Raw genomic sequence first — 18,346 nt, forward strand, 5'->3', positions numbered from 1 at the left:
TACGAAAATCCTACAGCGCTTCGCCCTTCAACAACCGCGGTATCTCACCGGTCAGACCCGCGGCCTGGCGGATGAACAGGTTCTTCAGCGGCGGGGCGCGATCGACCAGGCCGAGGCCGATGTCGCGGACGGTGCGCAGCAAGGTCGACTGGTTGGAGAACAGGAAGTTGAGCGAGTTGGTGGCAACGCCCATCGCCATGGTGTCGAAGCGGCGCCAGCGCTGGTAACGTTCCAGCACGTCGGCGCCACCGATATCCATGCCGAGCCGCGCCGCATCGACCACGACCTCGGCCAGCGCGGCGACGTCCTTCAGCCCCATGTTGAGACCCTGGCCCGCGATGGGGTGGATGACGTGGGCGGAATCGCCGACCAGCGCGAGGCGCTGGGCAATGAAAGAGCGTGCGACGAAATAGGACAGCGGAAACGCGCGCGGCTTGTCGAGCGCCTTCACCTCGCCGAGATGCAGGCCGAAGCGTTGCTCGAGTTCGCCGTGAAATTCCTCGTCGCTCAACGCAACGATACGCGCGGCTTCGCTGCGGCGCTCGGTCCACACCAGCGAGGAGCGCTTGCCTGGCAGCGGCAGGATCGCGAACGGACCCGCCGGCAGAAAATGCTCTTCGGCACGTCCCTCGTGATCGCGCTCATGCCCGACAGTGACGACGATGCCGGATTGATCATATTCCCAGCCATGGGTGGCGATGCCGGCGCGCTCGCGCAGTTTCGACTTCGCACCGTCAGCCGCGACCAGGAGGCTCGCTGCAATCACGCTGCCGTCGCCGAGCGTCACGTCGATACCTTCGGCCCGCGCGTCGTAAGATGACACGGTGGTCGCGCGGAGATCGATGCCCTCGGCCTCGGCGCGCACCACCAGTGCATCGATCAGGCGGCGGTTCTCGACCATATGCGCGAAGGGCTCGCCCGGCGCGACATCGCCGGCAAAGTTGAGGAACGCCGGGCGGGTGGCGTCTTCCAGCTTGGAATCGGTGACGACCATGTCGAGGATCGGCTGCGCCTCGCCCCTGACGTCGTCCCAGGCGCCGATCGCCTCGAACAGGCGGCGGCAGGCAGCCACGATCGCGGTGGCGCGCGGGTCCCGGCTCGGCCGTGTGCCGAGCGCGGGGTCGGCGACGATGACGGGGATCTCGGGGCCGAGCCCCTGGCGCAGCGCCAGGGCCAGCGCCAAGCCCGCAAACGCGCCGCCACCGATGACAATGCTACCCTGTACCGACATACCCAATTCCCGGCTAAGTCTTCGCGTTTTCTTGGTCTTGCTACCAGACTTGAGGTGGGCGAAACAGTGCGGTGAAACAAGGGCGGAGAGCCCCCATTGTGTCATTCCGGAGCAGCGAAGCCGGGGCGGCAAGGCGAAAGCTGAATTCCATGTCCAAGAGCCTGATCGACCTCATCTCGATCCTCGACCTCGAACAGCTCGAGGTGAATCTGTTCCGCGGCAACAGTCCGAAGACCAGCTGGCAGCGGGTGTTCGGCGGCCAGGTGATCGGGCAGGCGATGGTTGCGGCGTGCCGCACCGTCGAGGGCCGGCTGCCGCATTCGCTGCATTGCTATTTCATCCTGCCGGGCGATCCGCAGATCCCGATCATCTACCAGGTCGAGCGCCTGCGCGATGGCAAGAGCTACTCGACGCGCCGCGTCACCGCAATTCAGCACGGCAACGCGATCTTCTCGATCATGGTGTCGTTCCACGCGGAGGAAGAGAGCGCGTTCGATCACCAGGACAAGATGCCCGACGTGCCGCCGCCGGAAAAGCTCACGGCGGAGGAGGTCGCGAAGCAGCCGATGTTCAAGGAGATGCCGGAGTTCATCCGCCGCTACTATGAATCCGACCGTCCGATCGAGCTGCGCCCGGTCGAGCTCGGCCGTTATTTCGGTGAGAGGATCGAGGACGGCCGGATCCATGTCTGGATCAAGACCGCGGCGACGCTGCCGGATGATCCGGCGCTGCACATGTGCGCGCTGGCCTACGCGTCCGACTTCTCGCTGCTCGACGCGATCATGGCGCGCTACGGCCGCACCCTGTTCGACAAGCGCATGATGCCCGCGAGCCTCGACCACGCAATGTGGTTTCACCGCCCGTTCCGCGCCGACGAATGGCTGCTCTACGCGCAGGATTCGCCGAGCGCCCGAGGCGGCCGCGGCTTGACCCGTGGTTCGATCTTCAAGCCCGACGGCACGCTGGTGGCCTCCGTCGCGCAGGAGGGCTCGGTGCGCGAGCGGAGAGCTTAGGAGGCATAAGCACGATCGATCGCGCGCTTATGCCTCTCGAGGTCAGGCCCGAGCGATCCTCGCGGAGCCAGGACCGTCTCCGACGCGAACCAGTTCATGATCCAGCGATACACCCACGGGATCGGGATGATGAAGCCGCACAGGAATGCGGCCACGATGCCCCGCCACAGAATCCCGAGACCGCTGCCATTGAAGACGATCTCGCGCCGCGTGCCTTCGATGCTGCGGCAGAACCAGCGCATCTGAGCCGCGGCGACCCAGGCCCAGCCGATGATGGTGATGATGGAGATCGCAAACAGCAGGCTCCAGCCGACATAGGCCCAGACCGTGCCGGTGAAGCTCAGGCCGAGCGGCTGCCCGTTGGAGGCAAGGTTCGCGACCATCCATTTGATCAGGAGCCAGTAGAGAACGATCTGGGCGATGAACAGCAAATTGCTCAGCAAGGGGACGCCGATCAACCCGATCACGATCGCCAGAACGATGAAGCCGAAATACCAGGGCACCAGCGCCATCGCATTCCCGGTGAAGCTGAGATTGGGCCGCCCGGGGACCTTCACGCAGGACACGATCCATTTCGTGTACCAGACGAACACCCACGGCACCGGGATGATGAAGCACATGCCGATCAGCATCACGATGCTGCGCCAGGTGAACTCGAGAATGCCGAAATCGACCGCCAGCGATCCTCCGGCGCCACCGCCGCCGTAACCTCCGGAGCCCATCATCGGCGGGCCGCCAGCGGGCATCATCGGGGGCGCACCGCCGCCGCCGATCAGGCCGGGGATTTCGGCGGCCTTCTGCCAGCCGGCCATGCCCTCCGACCACACCAGCGTATCCGGACGCACGACTCCCTGGGCAACGAGGTCGCGGAATTGCCCTTCCTGATAGGGTCCCTGCTGCTTACCCTCGGATGCGTAGAACCAACTCGCCATGAAACGTCCCCCTCGAACCTAGTTTTGTACCGGGCGCGACGCTTGGGTTCATCGCATCCATTCCAAAAACGCATTGTGGAGGATGAACGGCTGCCCTGTACAGAGGCGGCCGTTCACATCGCCCAACGATTTTCCGCTTCAATCTGCAAGTTTTTTATGCCATTTGCCCGGAAAGATGCCAGATTGACGCTGCGCCGGGGACATACGGCGCGGCGCATCCCGGGGAATAGGCCTGACCATGAAACTCGTCGTCGCGATCATCAAACCCTTCAAGCTCGATGAAGTCCGCCAGGCGCTGACGGCGATTGGCGTCCACGGCATGACCGTGACCGAAGTGAAGGGCTATGGCCGCCAGAAGGGCCACACCGAGATCTATCGCGGCGCCGAATATGTCGTGAATTTCCTGCCGAAGCTGCGGATCGAGATCGCGGTTGCCTCCGATATCGCGGAGAAGGCCGTCGCCGTCATCACCGCGACCGCGCGGACCGGCCAGATCGGCGACGGCAAGATCTTCGTCACGCCGATCGACCACGCGACCCGCATTCGCACCGGCGAGACCGACAGCGACGCGCTCTAGATTTTTGCCTTGACGCGTTTTCTTTTCGCGAACCGGTATCCGCTTCGCTCGAAAACGCTCTTCTTCGATCGCACCGGGCAACGGCGCCACGGCGTGCGACGCAATCAATAGCTGGGGGAAACGACATGGCGGGATTGTTGCGCCGCGCGGCTGCTATCGCCGCGCCGATCGGGCTTGTGTCGATCATGGCTTCGCCTGCGCGTGCCGCGGGCTCCGAGATCAACACCGCCGACACCGCCTGGATGATCGTCGCCACCGCGCTGGTGCTGATGATGACGATCCCGGGACTCGCGCTGTTCTATTCCGGCATGGTGCGCAAGAAGAACGTGCTCGCCACCATGGCGCAGAGCCTCGCCGCGGTGACCATCATCTCCATTCTCTGGGTCGCGTTCGGCTATTCGCTGTGCTTCGTCGGCGACGGCCCGTGGATCGGCACGCTCGACCGCTGGTTTCTCGCCGGCATGACCATGGACAGCGTCAACCCGGCGGCGAAGACGATCCCGGAAGCGCTGTTCATGCTGTACCAGATGACGTTTGCGATCATCACGGTGGCACTGGTCGCGGGCGCGGTCGCCGACCGGATGCGGTTCTCCGCCTATCTCCTCTTCTCGGTCGCCTGGTTCATCTTCGTCTACATTCCGCTGGCGCATTGGGTGTGGGGCGGCGGCTTCCTCGCCAGCATGGGCGTGCTGGATTTCGCCGGCGGACTCGTGGTGCATCTGTCGGCCGGCACCGCCGGCCTCGTCGCGGCGAAGGTGATGGGACGCCGTCATGGCTACGGCACCGAAAATCTCTCGCCGTTCGATCTGTCGCTCGCGGTGATGGGCACCGGCCTGTTGTGGGTCGGCTGGTTCGGCTTCAACGGCGGCTCGGCGGGCGCAGCCAATTCGCGCGCGGTGCTGGCGATCATCGCGACCCATCTCGCAGCCTGCTCCGGCGCGCTGACCTGGGGCGCGATCGAATGGTCGACGCGGCGCAAGCCATCCGTGCTCGGCATGATCTCCGGCGCGGTCGCCGGCCTCGGCACCATCACGCCGGCCTCGGGTTTCGTGGCGCCCTGGCACGGTATCGTCATCGGCGTGATCGCAGGCCTCGTCTGCTACTGGGCCTGCACCTGGCTGAAGCACCGCTTCGACTATGACGATTCGCTCGACGTGTTCGGCGTCCACGGCATCGGCGGGATGACCGGGACCCTGCTGGCCGGCGTGTTCGCAACCAGCGCGATCGGCGGCACCGCCGGCCTGATCGAGGGCCATCCGCAGCAGCTTCTGATCCAGCTGTATGGGGTCGCGGTCACCTTCGCCTGGTCGGCCGGCGTGAGCTTCGTCCTGCTCAAGCTGGTCGGCCTGTTCGTACCGTTGCGCGTCTCCCGTGAGCACGAGCTCGAAGGACTGGATATTTCGCAGCACGGCGAGGCGCTGCAGTAATTGGGCTTGCGCAACACATAAGCACATGCTTATGTGTCACCATGATCGAAGCCGACATCTTCAAGGCGCTGGCCGACCCGACCCGCCGCAAGGTCTTTGAGAAGCTTGCCGGCGGAAGCCTGAATGCGAGCGCCTTGCGCGACGGATTGGAGATCAGCCAACCGGCGATGTCGCAGCATCTCGCGGTGCTGCGCGGGGCGGGCCTGGTACGCGAACAGCGGCAGGGCCGCTTTGTGAATTACGAAGTCGATCCCGAAGGAATCTCCGCCATCGGGACCTGGCTTGCGCGCTACCGCGCCTATTGGCCGAAACGCATGGATGCCCTCGCCGATCTCTTGAAGGAGATGGATCAATGAGTGACGCCGTGAAGCCTGATCCCTCCGACGCAGCGCTCGTGCTCGAATATGAATTCGATGCGCCGCCGGCCAAGGTCTGGCGCGCGGTGACCATTCCGGCTTTGCGCGAGCGCTGGCTGCCGGATTGCGATCTTGCGGGCGCCGAGCCGGAGACGTCGATCCCAGGCCAAGAGGTGCGCTACCGGCTTCGCGATTCCGAACCGCCGTTTCGCGAAAGCCATGTCATCTTCCGGATCGAACCGAACGAGGACGGTGGCACCCGCTTCCGCATCATTCAGCAAGCCTGCGATATCGGCATGAAGCTGCCGCAGCCGGCCAACAGCAATGGCTGCCTGATGCGCGCAGCCGCCTAACACCGACACCACTTCATCACCCCACAGAAACGGAGGTCGCCGATGCGCGACATGCTTCAGCTCGTCCCTATGGTCGTCGAACAATCCGCTCGCGGCGAGCGATCCTTCGACATCTATTCGCGGCTGCTGCGCGAGCGCATCATCTTCCTCAACGGCGAGGTCAATGATGCGATGTCCGGACTGGTCTGCGCGCAGCTCTTGTTCCTGGAGGCGGAGAATCCGAACAAGCCGATCAATCTCTACATCAACTCCTATGGCGGCGTGGTCACCAGCGGCCTCGCGATGTACGACACCATGCAATTCATCAAGGCGCCGGTGCATACGCTGTGCATGGGCACCGCGCGCTCGATGGGCTCGTTTCTGCTGATGGCCGGCGAGCCCGGTCACCGCGCCGCCCTGCCGAATGCGAGCCTTCACGTGCATCAGCCGCTCGGCGGCTTTCAGGGCCAGGCGTCCGACATCCTGATCCATGCCACCGAGATGCAGGAAACCAAGCGGCGCATCATCCGGCTCTATGCCCAGCATTGCGGGCGCCCCGAGCCGGACGTGGAACGGACCCTGGACCGCGACCACTTCATGACCGCGCAGCAGGCGGTCGACTGGGGGCTGATCGACCGGGTGTTCGCGGAACGCAGCGCCGCCTGACGGTCTCTGCCGGCGACCGTCCGGCAAGCCGCGCCTCGCCCAAGCTGGCTGGCCGGTTGCGCGTATTCCGTGAGCACACGAAGCAGGGGTCCGATATTTCGCAGCACGACAAGCCCCACAATAGGCGTCCGCCCTACGGAAATACCTTTGTGCTGCCCGACGCGTGAGCACCAATGTGTCGGCAGCTTGACGTGCCTTTATTTTAATCAGCCATGGTCAGGTATTGAGCGCGGCGTAATAGCGCACTGCACCGCAATACGCGTCAAACGTGAAAACACCCGTTTTCATAGTCCGTTAGGCAACACGCCCGATCTGGCACGGCATTTGATTCTATGGGTCCTGGCTGTGCCCGCGTAGTGAACTTTCTCCCTCGTGGCGAACCAGTCGAGAAACGCCCGGCCACGTCCGGACCGGGCCCAAGCGGGGATAGGACCCATGAAAATTGTTATGGCGATTATTAAGCCATTCAAGCTGGAAGAAGTCCGTGACGCCCTGACCGCCATCGGCGTTCACGGTCTCACGGTGACGGAAGTCAAGGGATATGGCCGCCAGAAGGGCCATACGGAAATCTATCGCGGCGCCGAATATGCCGTGAGCTTCCTGCCCAAGATCAAGATCGAGGTCGCAGTCGCCTCCGACCAGGTCGACAAGACCATCGACGCCATCACGACCGCCGCGAAAACCGGGCAGATCGGCGACGGCAAGATCTTCGTCATCAATCTCGACCATGCGGTTCGTATCCGCACCGGCGAGGCCGATGCTGCGGCCCTTTGATTTCGCGCTCAATCAAAATTCAATCAGGAGTAAATGAAATGACGTTTAAGCGTCCCTATGGCGCGGGATTGGCGGCTCTCGCAGTCGGCCTGTTCGCTGCGACCGCAGCCTACGCCGAGCCAACGGTCAACAAGGGAGACAACGCCTGGATGCTGACATCGACAGTGCTCGTGCTGTTGATGACGATCCCCGGCCTCGCGCTGTTCTACGGCGGCCTCGTCCGCTCCAAGAACATGCTCTCGGTCCTGATGCAGGTGTTCTACACCGTCTGCGTCGTCACCGTGATCTGGGCCGTGTACGGCTACAGCCTCACCTTCACCGGCGGCTCGGACTTCATCGGCGGCTTCTCCAAGGCCTTCATGATGGGCGTCACCACCGACTCGAAGGCCGCGACCTTCTCGGTCGACGCCAACATCTCGGAGCTCATCTATATGTGCTTCCAGATGACCTTCGCGGCGATCACGCCCGCCCTCATCGTCGGCGCCTTCGCCGAGCGCATGAAGTTCGCGGCGCTCGCGCTGTTCGTCCCGCTCTGGGTCACGCTGATCTACTTCCCGATCGCCCACATGGTCTGGTACTGGCCCGGCCCGGACATGATCCAGGACGCAGCCAAGGCTCTGGCTGCTGCGGCTGATGGCGCGGCGAAGACCGCGGCGCAGGCCAAGCTCGACGAGATCAACGCCGACGCAGGCTGGATCTTCAAGAAGGGCGCGATCGACTTCGCCGGCGGCACCGTGGTGCACATCAACGCCGGCATCGCAGGCCTCGTCGGCGCCCTGCTGATCGGCAAGCGCGTCGGCTACGGCAAGGAGCTGATGGCTCCGCACTCGCTGACGATGTCGATGATCGGCGCCTCGCTGCTCTGGGTCGGCTGGTTCGGCTTCAACGCCGGCTCCAACCTCGAAGCCAACGGCGGCGCGGCCCTCGCCATGACCAACTCCTTCGTCGCCACCGCAGCCGCCGCGCTGTCGTGGATGTTCGCGGAGTGGATCATCAAGGGTCACCCGTCGGTGCTCGGCGTCATCTCCGGCGCTGTCGCGGGCCTCGTGGCCGTCACGCCTGCCGCCGGCTTCTCCGGCGTGATGGGTGCGATCGTCCTCGGCCTCGTGGTCGGCGTGGTCTGCCTGTTCTTCTGCACCGTCGTGAAGAACGCGCTCGGCTACGACGACAGCCTCGATGTGTTCGGCGTGCACTGCGTCGGCGGCATCATCGGCGCCCTCGGCACCGGCATCCTCGTCAATCCGGCGCTGGGTGGTGCGGGCATCATCGACTACACCGCGATCCCGCCGAAGGTTGCCGATTACGACTTCGCGGCGCAGATGATCTCCCAGGTCTGGGGCGTCGGCACCACGCTGGTGTGGTCGGGTATCGGTTCGGCGATCCTCTACAAGGTCGTCGATGTGATCGTTGGCCTCCGCGCCAATGTCGAGAGCGAGCGTGAAGGCCTCGACATCACCGAGCACACCGAGCGCGCCTACAACATGTAAGTCTCCTCCCGGGCGCGGCCTCCCCGGAGGCCGCGCTCACAACTACGGTTTGGGGCACATACCCGGCAATGTCCCGACCGTTGAGGGGCTCCAGCGCAAGTTGGAGCCCCTTTCTTTTTGTCCGGCTGGAGCTGAAGAAAAAGATTGCCATTCCGCAGCGCCCGCGCAGAAATATCGACCACAACAAACAACAAAAGGGAGGTCGTCATGCGTTTGGAAGGCGGATGCTATTGCGGCGAGGTGCGGTATGTCGCCGAGGGCGACCCGATGATGCAGGCGCAGTGTCATTGCCGCGAGTGCCAGTACATCTCGGGCGGCGCGCCCAACACCTTCATCGCGATGCCGGCGGCCGGCTTCAGCTACATCACCGGGCAGCCCAAGCAGTTCACGCGCAAGGACCTCGAACGCGCCGTCACGCGCGAATTCTGCGGCGAGTGCGGCACCCATCTGGTGACCAAGGTTCCCGGATTGCCGGCCGCGATCCTGAAGGTCGGCACGCTGGACGAGCCTGCGCAGTTCCATCCGCAGATGGCGATCTACACCTGCGACAAGCAGGACTTCCACGCGATCCCCGCGGGCATGGCGACCTTCGAGAAGCTGCCGGCGCACTAAGAGCCGCGATGACGGCGCGCTCCCTCCCCCGCATGCGGGGGAGGGCTGGGGGAGAGGGTGCCTCAACATCGGGACAGTCCCTGTTTGGAGAGAACCCTCACCCGGCGCTGCGCGCCGACCTCTCCCGCAAGCGGGAGGTGCAAGAACCAGCTCCGCCCTGGGGCCATGCATCCCGTTGTTATCCGGCCTCATTATTCCTGCTCTGGACGGAGCCGGCGACCGATGGTTAATCGCGTCTTAACCTCGCCCTATCTATGGTGAACTGAACCGCTTCCCGCCGGCGCCTTGGTCGCGACCGGCTGTTCCAAGAGTGCTGGCGTCCAGAATGGCTATGACCGCTTCATCCCGTGCGCCGCAGGACAGCGGAAGCTCCGATAGCGAACGCTCTCCCTTCGTCCGGCTCAACGAGCTGCTGGCGCCGCATCAGCCCGGCAAGCCTTTGATTTCGCTTGCCGTCGGCGAGCCGCAGCATCCCGTGCCCGACTTCGTCGGCCCGGTGCTGGCCAAGCACATCGCCGATTTCGGCCGTTACCCCGCGAACAAGGGCACCGACCCGTTCCGCAAGGCTGCGGGCGCCTGGCTGTCGTCGCGCTTCAAGCTGCCGCGCACCCTCGATCCCGAGAGCGAGATTCTCGTCCTCAATGGCAGCCGCGAAGGCCTGTTCCTCGCCGCGATCGCAGCGGCGCGCTATGTCGGCCCGCGTCCCGGCAAGCCCGCGATCCTGATGCCGAACCCGTTCTATCCGGTCTATGGCGCCGGCGCCCGCGCCGCCGCTTGCGAGCCGGTCTACCTGCCGACCACCGCCGAGAACGGCTTCCTGCCCGATCTCGACGCCATCGACGAGGCGACGCTGGCGCGCACGGTGGCGTTCTATCTGGCTTCGCCCGCCAACCCGCACGGCTCGGTCGCCTCGCGCGATTATTTCACGCGCCTGAAGCAGCTCGCCGACCGCTACGGCTTCGTCATCCTCAGCGACGAGTGCTATTCGGAGATCTACACCCGCGAAGCGCCCGGCAGCGCGCTCGAATGCGCCGGCCCTGATTTCACCCGCGTGGTTGCGTTCCAGTCGCTGTCGAAGCGCTCCAACCTGCCGGGCCTGCGCGTCGGCTTCGCCGCCGGCGACAAAAAACTCATCGGCATGTTCCTCGAGCTGCGCAACATCGCGGCGCCGCAGGTGCCGGTGCCGCTCCAGCATGTCGCGACCGTCGCTTACGGCGACGAGGCGCATGTCGAGGAGAACCGCAGGCTCTACCGGATCAAGTTCGATCTCGCCGACCAGATCATCGGCGGTCGTTACGGCTATCGCCGGCCCGACGCCGGCTTCTGCGTCTGGCTCAACACGTCCGAAATCGGCGACGACGTGTCCGTGTGCCTGAAACTCTTCAAGGAAGCAGGCGTGCGCGTGGTGCCCGGCAGCTATCTGGCGCGGCTCCAGCCCGACGGCTTCAATCCCGGCGCAGGCTACATTCGCCTTGCGCTGGTGCAGGATGGCGAGACCACGGCGCAGGCGCTGCACCGCCTGGTCGAGACTCTGGGTTAGGCGGGGCCCGTGAGCATGTCGACAATCGAACGTGTCATTCCCCTGGTCGGCCATCTGCCGCCCTCGATCCGCGAGGGTCTGGCGCGGCGCGTGCGCGAGCTCAGCGGGCTCGGCCTGATCGCATTGTCGGGCGTCGCCTCGGCGGCGCTGATGACCTGGTCGGTCCAGGACCCCAGCCTCAGCCACGCAACGTCGCGGCCGATCCGCAACATTCTCGGCTATGCCGGCGCGATCGGCGCCGACCTTGCGATGCAGATCCTCGGGCTCGGCGCGATCATGCTGGTCCTGACGGTCGCGGTCTGGGGCTGGCGCATGCTGACCCATCGCCCGTTCGACCGCGAGGCACTGCGGCTCGGCTCCTGGGTTCTCTGCACGGTGATCGCGGCGGGCTTCGTCAGCTGCTGGCCACATGGCGGCGCCTGGCCGCTGCCGACCGGCCTCGGCGGCGTGGTCGGCGACGCGCTGGTTCGCGCGCCTGCGGTGATCTTCGGACCGCCGGGCATGATCTATCGCATCGTGCTCGGCACGATCCTGTTCGCCGCGATGGCGGCGACCTTCCTGATCGCCTGCGGCCTCGGCGCACGCGAGCATGACGACGAACTCGCGGAGATCGAGGACGACGACAAGCCGCTCGACCAGGACGATGAGGGCGATCGCGGTTCGGTATCGCTGGGCTGGCTGTTCCACGCCTTGATGAGCACGAAGGCGCGGCTGATCTGGTTGCTTGGTGCTGCCTACCGCTCGCTGGTCTCCAGCGGACCGAAGACCAAGGCCGTTGCATTCAGCCGCCAGGAGCCGAAGCTCGGTGGCGGCCGCGCCGCGCCGTCGATCTCGCCGCAGGCCCAGGACGAGGACTACGACGACGAGCATGAAGAGGGCGAGGAAGACGAGGAAGAGGAGGAGGAGCCCGCCGCCCGCGCGCCACGCAAGAAGGCTGCGCCCAAGGCCGCTTCCAAGAAATCCTCCGACAAGTTCGAGCTTCCGTCCGTGTCGGTGCTGGCCGCGCCCAAGGCCGGCGATCGCCAGCCGCTCAGCAAGGCCGAGCTGGAAACCAATTCGCGCGCGCTCGAAGGCGTGCTGCAGGATTTCGGCGTTCGCGGCGAGATCGTGAAGGCCCATCCGGGTCCCGTGGTCACGCTGTACGAGCTGGAGCCGGCGCCGGGTATCAAATCGTCGCGCGTGATCGGACTGTCCGACGACATTGCACGTTCGATGAGCGCGCTGTCGGCGCGCGTCGCCGTCGTGCCCGGCCGCAACGCGATCGGCATCGAGCTGCCGAACGCGCATCGCGAAAAGGTCTATCTCCGCGAGCTGCTGGTCGCCAAGGAGACTGTCGATTCGGTTGCGAAACTGCCGCTCTGCCTCGGCAAGACCATCGGCGGTGATCCCGTCATCATCGACCTCGCACGTACGCCGCACATGCTGATCGCCGGTACCACCGGCTCCGGCAAGTCGGTCGCCATCAACACCATGATCCTCAGCCTGGTCTACCGGCTGCGCCCGGACCAGTGCCGACTGATCATGGTCGATCCGAAGATGCTCGAACTCTCCGTCTATGACGGCATTCCCCATCTGCTCACGCCCGTCGTGACCGACCCGAAGAAAGCGGTGGTCGCGCTGAAATGGGCGGTGCGCGAGATGGAAGAGCGCTACAAGAACATGGCCAAGCTCGGTGTGCGCAACATCGACGGTTACAACACGCGCTTGCTCGAATTGAAGGCCAAGGGCGAAGAGCCGACCCGCACGGTGCACACCGGCTTCGACAAGGAAACCGGCAAGGCGATCTACGAGGAAGAGAAGCTCTCGCTCGACCCGCTGCCCTACATCGTCATCATCGTCGACGAAATGGCCGACCTGATGATGGTTGCCGGCAAGGACATCGAAGGCGCGGTGCAGCGCCTCGCGCAGATGGCGCGCGCCGCCGGCCTGCACGTGATCCTCGCAACGCAGCGTCCATCGGTTGACGTCATCACCGGCACCATCAAGGCGAACTTCCCGACCCGCATCGCCTTCCAGGTGACGTCCAAGATCGACAGCCGCACGATTTTGGGCGAGATGGGTGCCGAGCAACTCCTCGGCCAGGGCGACATGCTCTACATGGCCGGCGGCGGTCGCATCAGCCGCGTGCACGGACCTTTCGCGTCGGACGAGGAAGTCGAGAAGGTGGTGCGCCACCTCAAGACGCAGGGACAGCCGGAATATCTCGAAGCCGTCACAGCCGAAGAGCCCAGCGAGGACGAGGACGGCGCGGTGTTCGACGCGTCCGCTATGGGCGCGGATGGCGGCGGCGATTTGTTCTCTCAGGCCGTTGCGATCGTCAAACGCGATCGCAAGGCCTCGACCAGCTACATCCAGCGCCGCCTGCAGATCGGCTATAACCGCGCCGCATCGCTGATGGAGCGCATGGAACTGGAGGGCATCGTCGGACCCGCCAACCACGCCGGCAAGCGCGAGATTCTGGTCGAGGAAGAAGACAGCCATATGTGAGGCGAGCCGCCTCAAACCATCATTCACGCAAAAACGTTATCTGCTTTTGGCCGAAATCACGCTAAAAGGGCGCCCAGCCACACAGGACGACGCGTTGATCAGACATAAGGACATTCGATTCGCTGCCATCATCGCCGCGCGAAGCGCGCGCATGGCCGGCGTGATTCTCGTCACCGCCGCGATGGTGATCACGGCGTCGTTCGCGCAGACTATTCCCGTGCCGAAGCCTGCACCGAAGGGCCGCGACGGCGGTCCGGCCGGTGGAGGGCCCGCGGTCACCGGCGCGACCCAGACGCCGCCGAATCCGGTGATCCCGGATCCGCGCCGCAACGTGCCCAGCAGCATCTTCCAGACCTTCGATGCGAACCAGAAGGCCCAGGCCGCCAAGGTCAGCGCCTATTTGTCGTCATTGTCGACGCTGGTCGGAAATTTCGTCCAGGTCGGCCCCGACGGCAGCAAGACGCAAGGCGACTTCTACATCCAGAAGCCAGGCAAGGTGCGCTTCGAATATGACGCGCCGAGCCCGATCGACATCGTCGCCGACGGATCGTCGCTGGTGGTGCGCGACCGCAAGCTCGCGACGCAGGACGTCTATCCGCTGTCGCAGACACCGCTGCGTTTCCTGCTGTCCGACCGCATCGACCTGATGAAGGACACCAACGTCGTCAACGTCTCGGCCGACGACGTCTTCGTCAGCGTCACCATCGAGGAGAAGCAGGCGCTGGTCGGCACCAGCCGCCTCTTGCTGATGTTCGGCGCCAAGGACGGCCAGTTGAAGCAGTGGACCGTCACCGACCCGCAGGGCTACGACACCACGATCGCGGTCTATAATCTGGACACGAGCAAGAAGCTCGATCCCGGCATGTTCAAGATCGATTTTACCAATTACGGCCCGTCGCCGGGCTAGCTGCCGTAGGGTGGGTTAGCCGAAGGCGTAACCCACCATCTCGGTCGGCAAATGTGGAAGCATGGTGGGTTACGCTGCGCTAACCCACCCTACAATTCCACTCCTGTGGACAAGCATTTTCCTCGCGCCAATCCATGCTAAGACGCATCCCTCATGCGTTTTTCCCTGACAACCTGGAACATCAATTCGGTGCGGCTGCGCATCGATCTGGTGGCAAAATTTCTCAAGAGCGCGCGGCCGGACGTGCTGTGTCTCCAGGAGACCAAGTGCATCGACGACGCCTTTCCGCTGAAGCGCTTCAAGCGGCTCGGTTACGAGCATGTCGCGCTGAACGGGCAGAAGGGTTATCACGGCGTCGCCATCGTCTCGAAGATTCCGTTCGAATCGAAGGACATCCGCACCTTCTGCGACAAGGTGGATTCACGCCACATCTCGGTGTCGTTCGGTGAGAGGGCCGGGATCGCAAAGCCGTTGGTGGTGCATAATTTTTACGTGCCGGCCGGCGGCGACATTCCCGATCCCGCGCTGAACGAGAAATTCGACCACAAGCTCCGCTTCCTCGACGAGATGAAGGCGTGCGAGCCGTTGCATCCGCGCGGCGAGGATCGCCACATCCTGGTCGGCGATCTCAACGTCGCCCCGCATGAGAACGACGTCTGGTCGCACAAGCAGCTTCTGAAGGTGGTGTCGCACACGCCCATCGAAACCGAGAAGCTGCAAGCCGCGCTCGCCGCCGGCGAGTGGGTCGACGTCGCGCGCGAGCGCATTCCGATGTCGGAAAAGGTCTACACGTGGTGGAGCTACCGCTCCGCCGATTGGACCGTCGGCGATCGCGGCCGCAGGCTCGACCACATCTGGGTCTCGCGCGCGCTGAAAGATGCGGTCAGTGATTTCAAGATTTTGCGCGAGGCGCGGAGCTGGGAGCGCCCGTCGGACCATGTGCCGGTGACGGTGACGCTGGATCTATGATCTTGTAGCCCGGATGGAGCGCAGCGAAATCCGGGGCAGTTTTTCCGTAGGCCAGAATCCCGGATTACGCTTCGCTCCATCCGGGCTACGAAGTTACGACACTCAGGACGTCAGCTTCGCACCCGCCATCAATATATCGCTGGCGATCTGGCTGGAGCGCACCGCGAATTCATCGCGCAGGCGGACGGCGGCGGCGGGGTCGCTTTCGAGCACGCGCTGAAACAGGCTGCGCGCGACGCGGATGACGGAGGCGTGCTCGATCGCAATCGCGCTCGACGGCCGCTTCATCGGCACGATCAGCGCGAGCTCGCCGATCAGCGCACCGGGACTTGCGATCATCTCCGCGCCGGCGCCGTCATCGACCCGGAAGGCGCCGCGCTGGACCACGAAGCCGGCATCGGCATCGTCGCCGAGATTGAACAAGACATCGCCGCGGACGAAGTCACGCTGCTCGGAGCCGATCGCCAGCATGCGCAAGGAAGCGTCTCCCAACAGGCGCAGTGTCGGGACACGCTCGAGAAGCGCTACATCGTCGTCGATTGACATTCAGGTCCGGGGCTCAAGGGCATGCAATCTAAAACGATTCGCAGGCCCCAGAAGCGTATCACGGCACCAGCTTGTAGCCACCGGCTTCCGTGACCAGGATTTCCGGGTTCGCGGCGTCCTTCTCGATCTTCTGGCGAAGCCGGTAGATGTGGGTTTCCAGCGTGTGGGTGGTGACGCCGGAATTGTAGCCCCAGACCTCCTGGAGCAGGGTCTCGCGCGAGACCGGCATCTGGCCGGCCCGGTAGAGGAAGCGAAGGATGGCGGTTTCCTTCTCCGTCAGCCGGACCTTGCGCGCGTTGGCGGCGGTCAGCATCTTGGAGCCGGGCCGGAAAGAGTAGGGGCCGACCGAGAACACCGCGTCCTCGCTGGCTTCGTGCTGCCGGAGCTGGGCGCGGATGCGCGCCAGCAGCACGGCGAAGCGGAAGGGCTTTGCGACATAGTCGTTGGCGCCGGATTCCAGCCCCAAAATCGTGTCGGAATCGGTGTCATGCCCGGTGAGCATGATGATCGGAGCCTTGAACCCGCCCTTGCGCAATGAACGGACCACTTCGCGGCCGTCCGTGTCGGGCAGGCCAACATCCATCAGGACGAGATCGGGGGCATTGGCCTTCGCGGCACTCGCGCCCTTGGCGCCGGTGTCGACCGCGGAGGCTTCAAATTCTTCGTGCAGCGACAATTGCTCCACCAACGTATCGCGCAGATCGGTATCGTCATCCACGATCAGGATCTTGCGGGCATTGGCCATAGGGGGTCATCCTTTTGGGGTCCGGCGCGGCGCGCATCCATGCTGCACCCAGCCGAGAGGGAAGTTTAGGGGTCGCAATTATTATTGTTGTTCGTCTTGAAGTAGTGGGCTGTTACCGATTCACAAGCCAGAACCACTCTAACCCAGAATAGCAGGCCGTCTTGATGAATGTCCTGTAATGAATTCGACATCGCACGTTCACATGAAAAATAAAGCTGCGTCAGCTAGTTACACCATGAACCGGAGCGCCGGACCGCTGTCGGCGATCCGCGTTAAGGCTGCCGCCGGGAATCCGCGCCGGGGCTGGCTGACCGCCGGAGCGCTGACGATTCCGGTGGCGCTCGGACGCGGCGGCATTCTGGCGAACAAGCGCGAGGGCGATGGCGGCACCCCGAGGGGCAGCTTCCGTCCCAGGCGATTGTGGTGGCGGGGCGACCGGCACAGCCGCCCGCAGACCTTCCTGCCGGCCCGGATCATCACCGGCGAGGACGCCTGGTGCGAGGATCCCAAGGATCGCCATTACAATCAGGGAATCCGGCTCAGCGAGGGGCAGGGCGGCGACCGGCTCAAGCGGGCCGACCATCTCTATGACTTCATCATCGAAATCGACCACAACACGAGGCCGCGGATCGCCGGCCGGGGCAGCGCGGTGTTCTTGCATCTGGCGCGCGACAATTTCGGCCCGACCGCAGGCTGCGTCTCGATCACCAAAGCGGCGATGCGACAATTGCTGCGGCGGCTGGGACCAAAAACAAAAATCATCATCGGGTGAGGACACATGCTCGACAAGGATCAGATCGCCGCCGCTTCGCAGGTCCTGGTCAAACATTGGCGCGACGGCACCAAGCTTGATGCGCTGGAGCCACGGTTGCGGCCACAGAGCCGCGCCGAGGGTTACGCCGTGCAGGCGGCGCTCAGCGGGACATTGTTCGGCTGGAAGATCGCGGCGACGAGCGAGTCCGGACAGAAGCACATCAATGTCGCGGGACCGCTGGCCGGCCGGATCATGAGCGACACCGTGATCCCCGATGGCGGCACCGCCTCGATGAAGGGCAACGCGATGCGCGTCGGCGAACCCGAGTTCGCTTTCCACATGGGGCACGATCTGCCGCCGCGCGCGGCGCCGTATACTGTCGACGAGGTGCTCGCCGCCGTGGACAGCTTGCATCCTGCGATCGAGATTCCCGATTCACGCTTTGCCGATTTTGCCAGCGCCGGCGAGGCGCAGCTGATCGCCGACAATGCCTGTGCGCATCTGTTCGTGCTGGGCGCAGCGACGCATGCGGACTGGCGCGCCATGGATCTCGTCGAGGAGCGGCCGCAGATCACGTTGCGCGGCCAGCGTTATCTCGGCCACGGCAAGAACGTGCTCGGCGATCCCCGAATTGCCCTGGCCTGGCTGGCCAACGAACTGCATGGCCTCGGCATTACCCTGCAGGCAGGAGAGGTGGTGACCACGGGCACGTGCCATCCACCGCTGCCGATCCAGGCGGGTGATCGGTTCACGGCGGATTTCGGCGTGCTGGGGACGGTGTCGGTGGGGTTTGAGTGATCTCTGTCGTCCCGGCGAAGGCCGGGACCCATAACCACAGGGAGAGGTTTGGCGAAGACTAGGAGTTAGCGAATGTCGCCGATACCAACACCGCGCGCCAACAAGAGATCACGCGGTATGGGTCCCCTGAGTTCACAAACGAAGTGCAACACTTCCATCTGGAGGTGTTGCCATGGGGCGGACTTACAAACAG

19 protein-coding genes are annotated in these 18,346 nt (G+C 64.4%); 15 read left to right on the plus strand and 4 right to left on the minus strand.

What is annotated here, in order from left to right:
* Positions 1 to 10: 10 nt before the first annotated feature.
* On the minus strand, positions 11 to 1,231 hold the full coding sequence (locus AC0L20_RS36080) for a ubiquinone biosynthesis hydroxylase (RefSeq protein ID WP_473295138.1): 1,221 nt from the start codon (positions 1,229 to 1,231) through the stop codon (positions 11 to 13).
* A 149-nt stretch (positions 1,232 to 1,380) separates the two neighbouring features.
* On the opposite strand from AC0L20_RS36080, the gene tesB reads away from it, so the two are divergent.
* Complete coding sequence (tesB, locus tag AC0L20_RS36085) at positions 1,381 to 2,244, plus strand: acyl-CoA thioesterase II (RefSeq protein WP_473295139.1); 864 nt, start codon at positions 1,381 to 1,383, stop codon at positions 2,242 to 2,244.
* On the opposite strand, the gene AC0L20_RS36090 is transcribed toward tesB, so the two are convergent.
* Positions 2,241 to 3,176 (minus strand): DUF4339 domain-containing protein, encoded by a 936-nt coding sequence (locus tag AC0L20_RS36090; RefSeq protein WP_473295140.1) that lies wholly within the window; start codon positions 3,174 to 3,176, stop codon positions 2,241 to 2,243. The two genes, tesB and AC0L20_RS36090, sit on opposite strands and share 4 nt — an antisense overlap.
* 238 nt (positions 3,177 to 3,414) lie before the next feature.
* On the opposite strand from AC0L20_RS36090, the gene AC0L20_RS36095 reads away from it, so the two are divergent.
* The 12 genes from AC0L20_RS36095 (at position 3,415) to xth (ending at position 15,310) form a co-directional block, all read left to right on the plus strand.
* Complete coding sequence (locus tag AC0L20_RS36095) at positions 3,415 to 3,753, plus strand: P-II family nitrogen regulator (protein WP_007598647.1); 339 nt, start codon at positions 3,415 to 3,417, stop codon at positions 3,751 to 3,753.
* Between the two features lie 125 nt (positions 3,754 to 3,878).
* Positions 3,879 to 5,180 (plus strand): ammonium transporter, encoded by a 1,302-nt coding sequence (locus AC0L20_RS36100; protein ID WP_473295141.1) that lies wholly within the window; start codon positions 3,879 to 3,881, stop codon positions 5,178 to 5,180.
* Positions 5,181 to 5,221: 41 nt separating this feature from the next.
* Positions 5,222 to 5,536 (plus strand): ArsR/SmtB family transcription factor, encoded by a 315-nt coding sequence (locus AC0L20_RS36105; protein WP_247285017.1) that lies wholly within the window; start codon positions 5,222 to 5,224, stop codon positions 5,534 to 5,536.
* On the plus strand, positions 5,533 to 5,889 hold the full coding sequence (locus tag AC0L20_RS36110; protein ID WP_247285018.1) for an SRPBCC family protein: 357 nt from the start codon (positions 5,533 to 5,535) through the stop codon (positions 5,887 to 5,889). Before AC0L20_RS36105 ends, AC0L20_RS36110 begins: the two co-directional genes overlap by 4 nt.
* Positions 5,890 to 5,931: 42 nt before the next feature.
* The gene (locus AC0L20_RS36115; RefSeq protein ID WP_018459663.1) at positions 5,932 to 6,534 is read left to right on the plus strand and encodes an ATP-dependent Clp protease proteolytic subunit; all 603 of its coding nucleotides are present in this window, start codon (positions 5,932 to 5,934) and stop codon (positions 6,532 to 6,534) included.
* Positions 6,535 to 6,969: 435 nt separating this feature from the next.
* Positions 6,970 to 7,308 (plus strand): P-II family nitrogen regulator, encoded by a 339-nt coding sequence (locus tag AC0L20_RS36120; RefSeq protein ID WP_007598642.1) that lies wholly within the window; start codon positions 6,970 to 6,972, stop codon positions 7,306 to 7,308.
* A gap of 38 nt (positions 7,309 to 7,346) precedes the next feature.
* A complete protein-coding gene (locus tag AC0L20_RS36125; RefSeq protein WP_018459661.1) occupies positions 7,347 to 8,795 on the plus strand; it encodes an ammonium transporter in 1,449 nt (482 codons plus the stop codon).
* 207 nt (positions 8,796 to 9,002) lie between these two features.
* Entirely contained in the window at positions 9,003 to 9,407 is a 405-nt protein-coding gene (locus tag AC0L20_RS36130) for a GFA family protein (protein ID WP_007604095.1), read from the plus strand.
* Positions 9,408 to 9,732: 325 nt separating this feature from the next.
* Positions 9,733 to 10,947, plus strand: coding sequence for an aminotransferase class I/II-fold pyridoxal phosphate-dependent enzyme (locus AC0L20_RS36135; RefSeq protein WP_473295142.1), 1,215 nt, complete (start codon positions 9,733 to 9,735; stop codon positions 10,945 to 10,947).
* Between the two features lie 9 nt (positions 10,948 to 10,956).
* Positions 10,957 to 13,434, plus strand: coding sequence for a DNA translocase FtsK (locus AC0L20_RS36140; RefSeq protein WP_473295143.1), 2,478 nt, complete (start codon positions 10,957 to 10,959; stop codon positions 13,432 to 13,434).
* Between the two features lie 151 nt (positions 13,435 to 13,585).
* Positions 13,586 to 14,341 (plus strand): outer membrane lipoprotein carrier protein LolA, encoded by a 756-nt coding sequence (locus tag AC0L20_RS36145; RefSeq protein WP_473295147.1) that lies wholly within the window; start codon positions 13,586 to 13,588, stop codon positions 14,339 to 14,341.
* 153 nt (positions 14,342 to 14,494) lie between these two features.
* Entirely contained in the window at positions 14,495 to 15,310 is an 816-nt protein-coding gene (xth, locus tag AC0L20_RS36150) for an exodeoxyribonuclease III (RefSeq protein WP_473295144.1), read from the plus strand.
* 102 nt (positions 15,311 to 15,412) lie between these two features.
* Here the strand turns inward: xth and AC0L20_RS36155 are convergent, their stop codons facing one another.
* Positions 15,413 to 15,856 carry a cyclic nucleotide-binding domain-containing protein gene (locus AC0L20_RS36155; protein WP_007598631.1) on the minus strand — a complete coding sequence of 148 codons (444 nt, stop codon included), beginning with the start codon at positions 15,854 to 15,856 and terminating at the stop codon, positions 15,413 to 15,415.
* A gap of 58 nt (positions 15,857 to 15,914) precedes the next feature.
* Positions 15,915 to 16,601 carry a response regulator transcription factor gene (locus tag AC0L20_RS36160; protein ID WP_007598630.1) on the minus strand — a complete coding sequence of 229 codons (687 nt, stop codon included), beginning with the start codon at positions 16,599 to 16,601 and terminating at the stop codon, positions 15,915 to 15,917.
* Between the two features lie 235 nt (positions 16,602 to 16,836).
* On the opposite strand from AC0L20_RS36160, the gene AC0L20_RS36165 reads away from it, so the two are divergent.
* Both AC0L20_RS36165 and AC0L20_RS36170 read left to right on the plus strand, forming a co-directional pair.
* Entirely contained in the window at positions 16,837 to 17,373 is a 537-nt protein-coding gene (locus tag AC0L20_RS36165; RefSeq protein WP_473295145.1) for a L,D-transpeptidase family protein, read from the plus strand.
* Positions 17,374 to 17,379: 6 nt separating this feature from the next.
* Positions 17,380 to 18,153, plus strand: coding sequence for a 2-keto-4-pentenoate hydratase (locus AC0L20_RS36170; RefSeq protein WP_473295146.1), 774 nt, complete (start codon positions 17,380 to 17,382; stop codon positions 18,151 to 18,153).
* Positions 18,154 to 18,346 lie beyond the last annotated feature (193 nt).

This window comes from Bradyrhizobium sp. Kon58 (assembly GCF_055807455.1).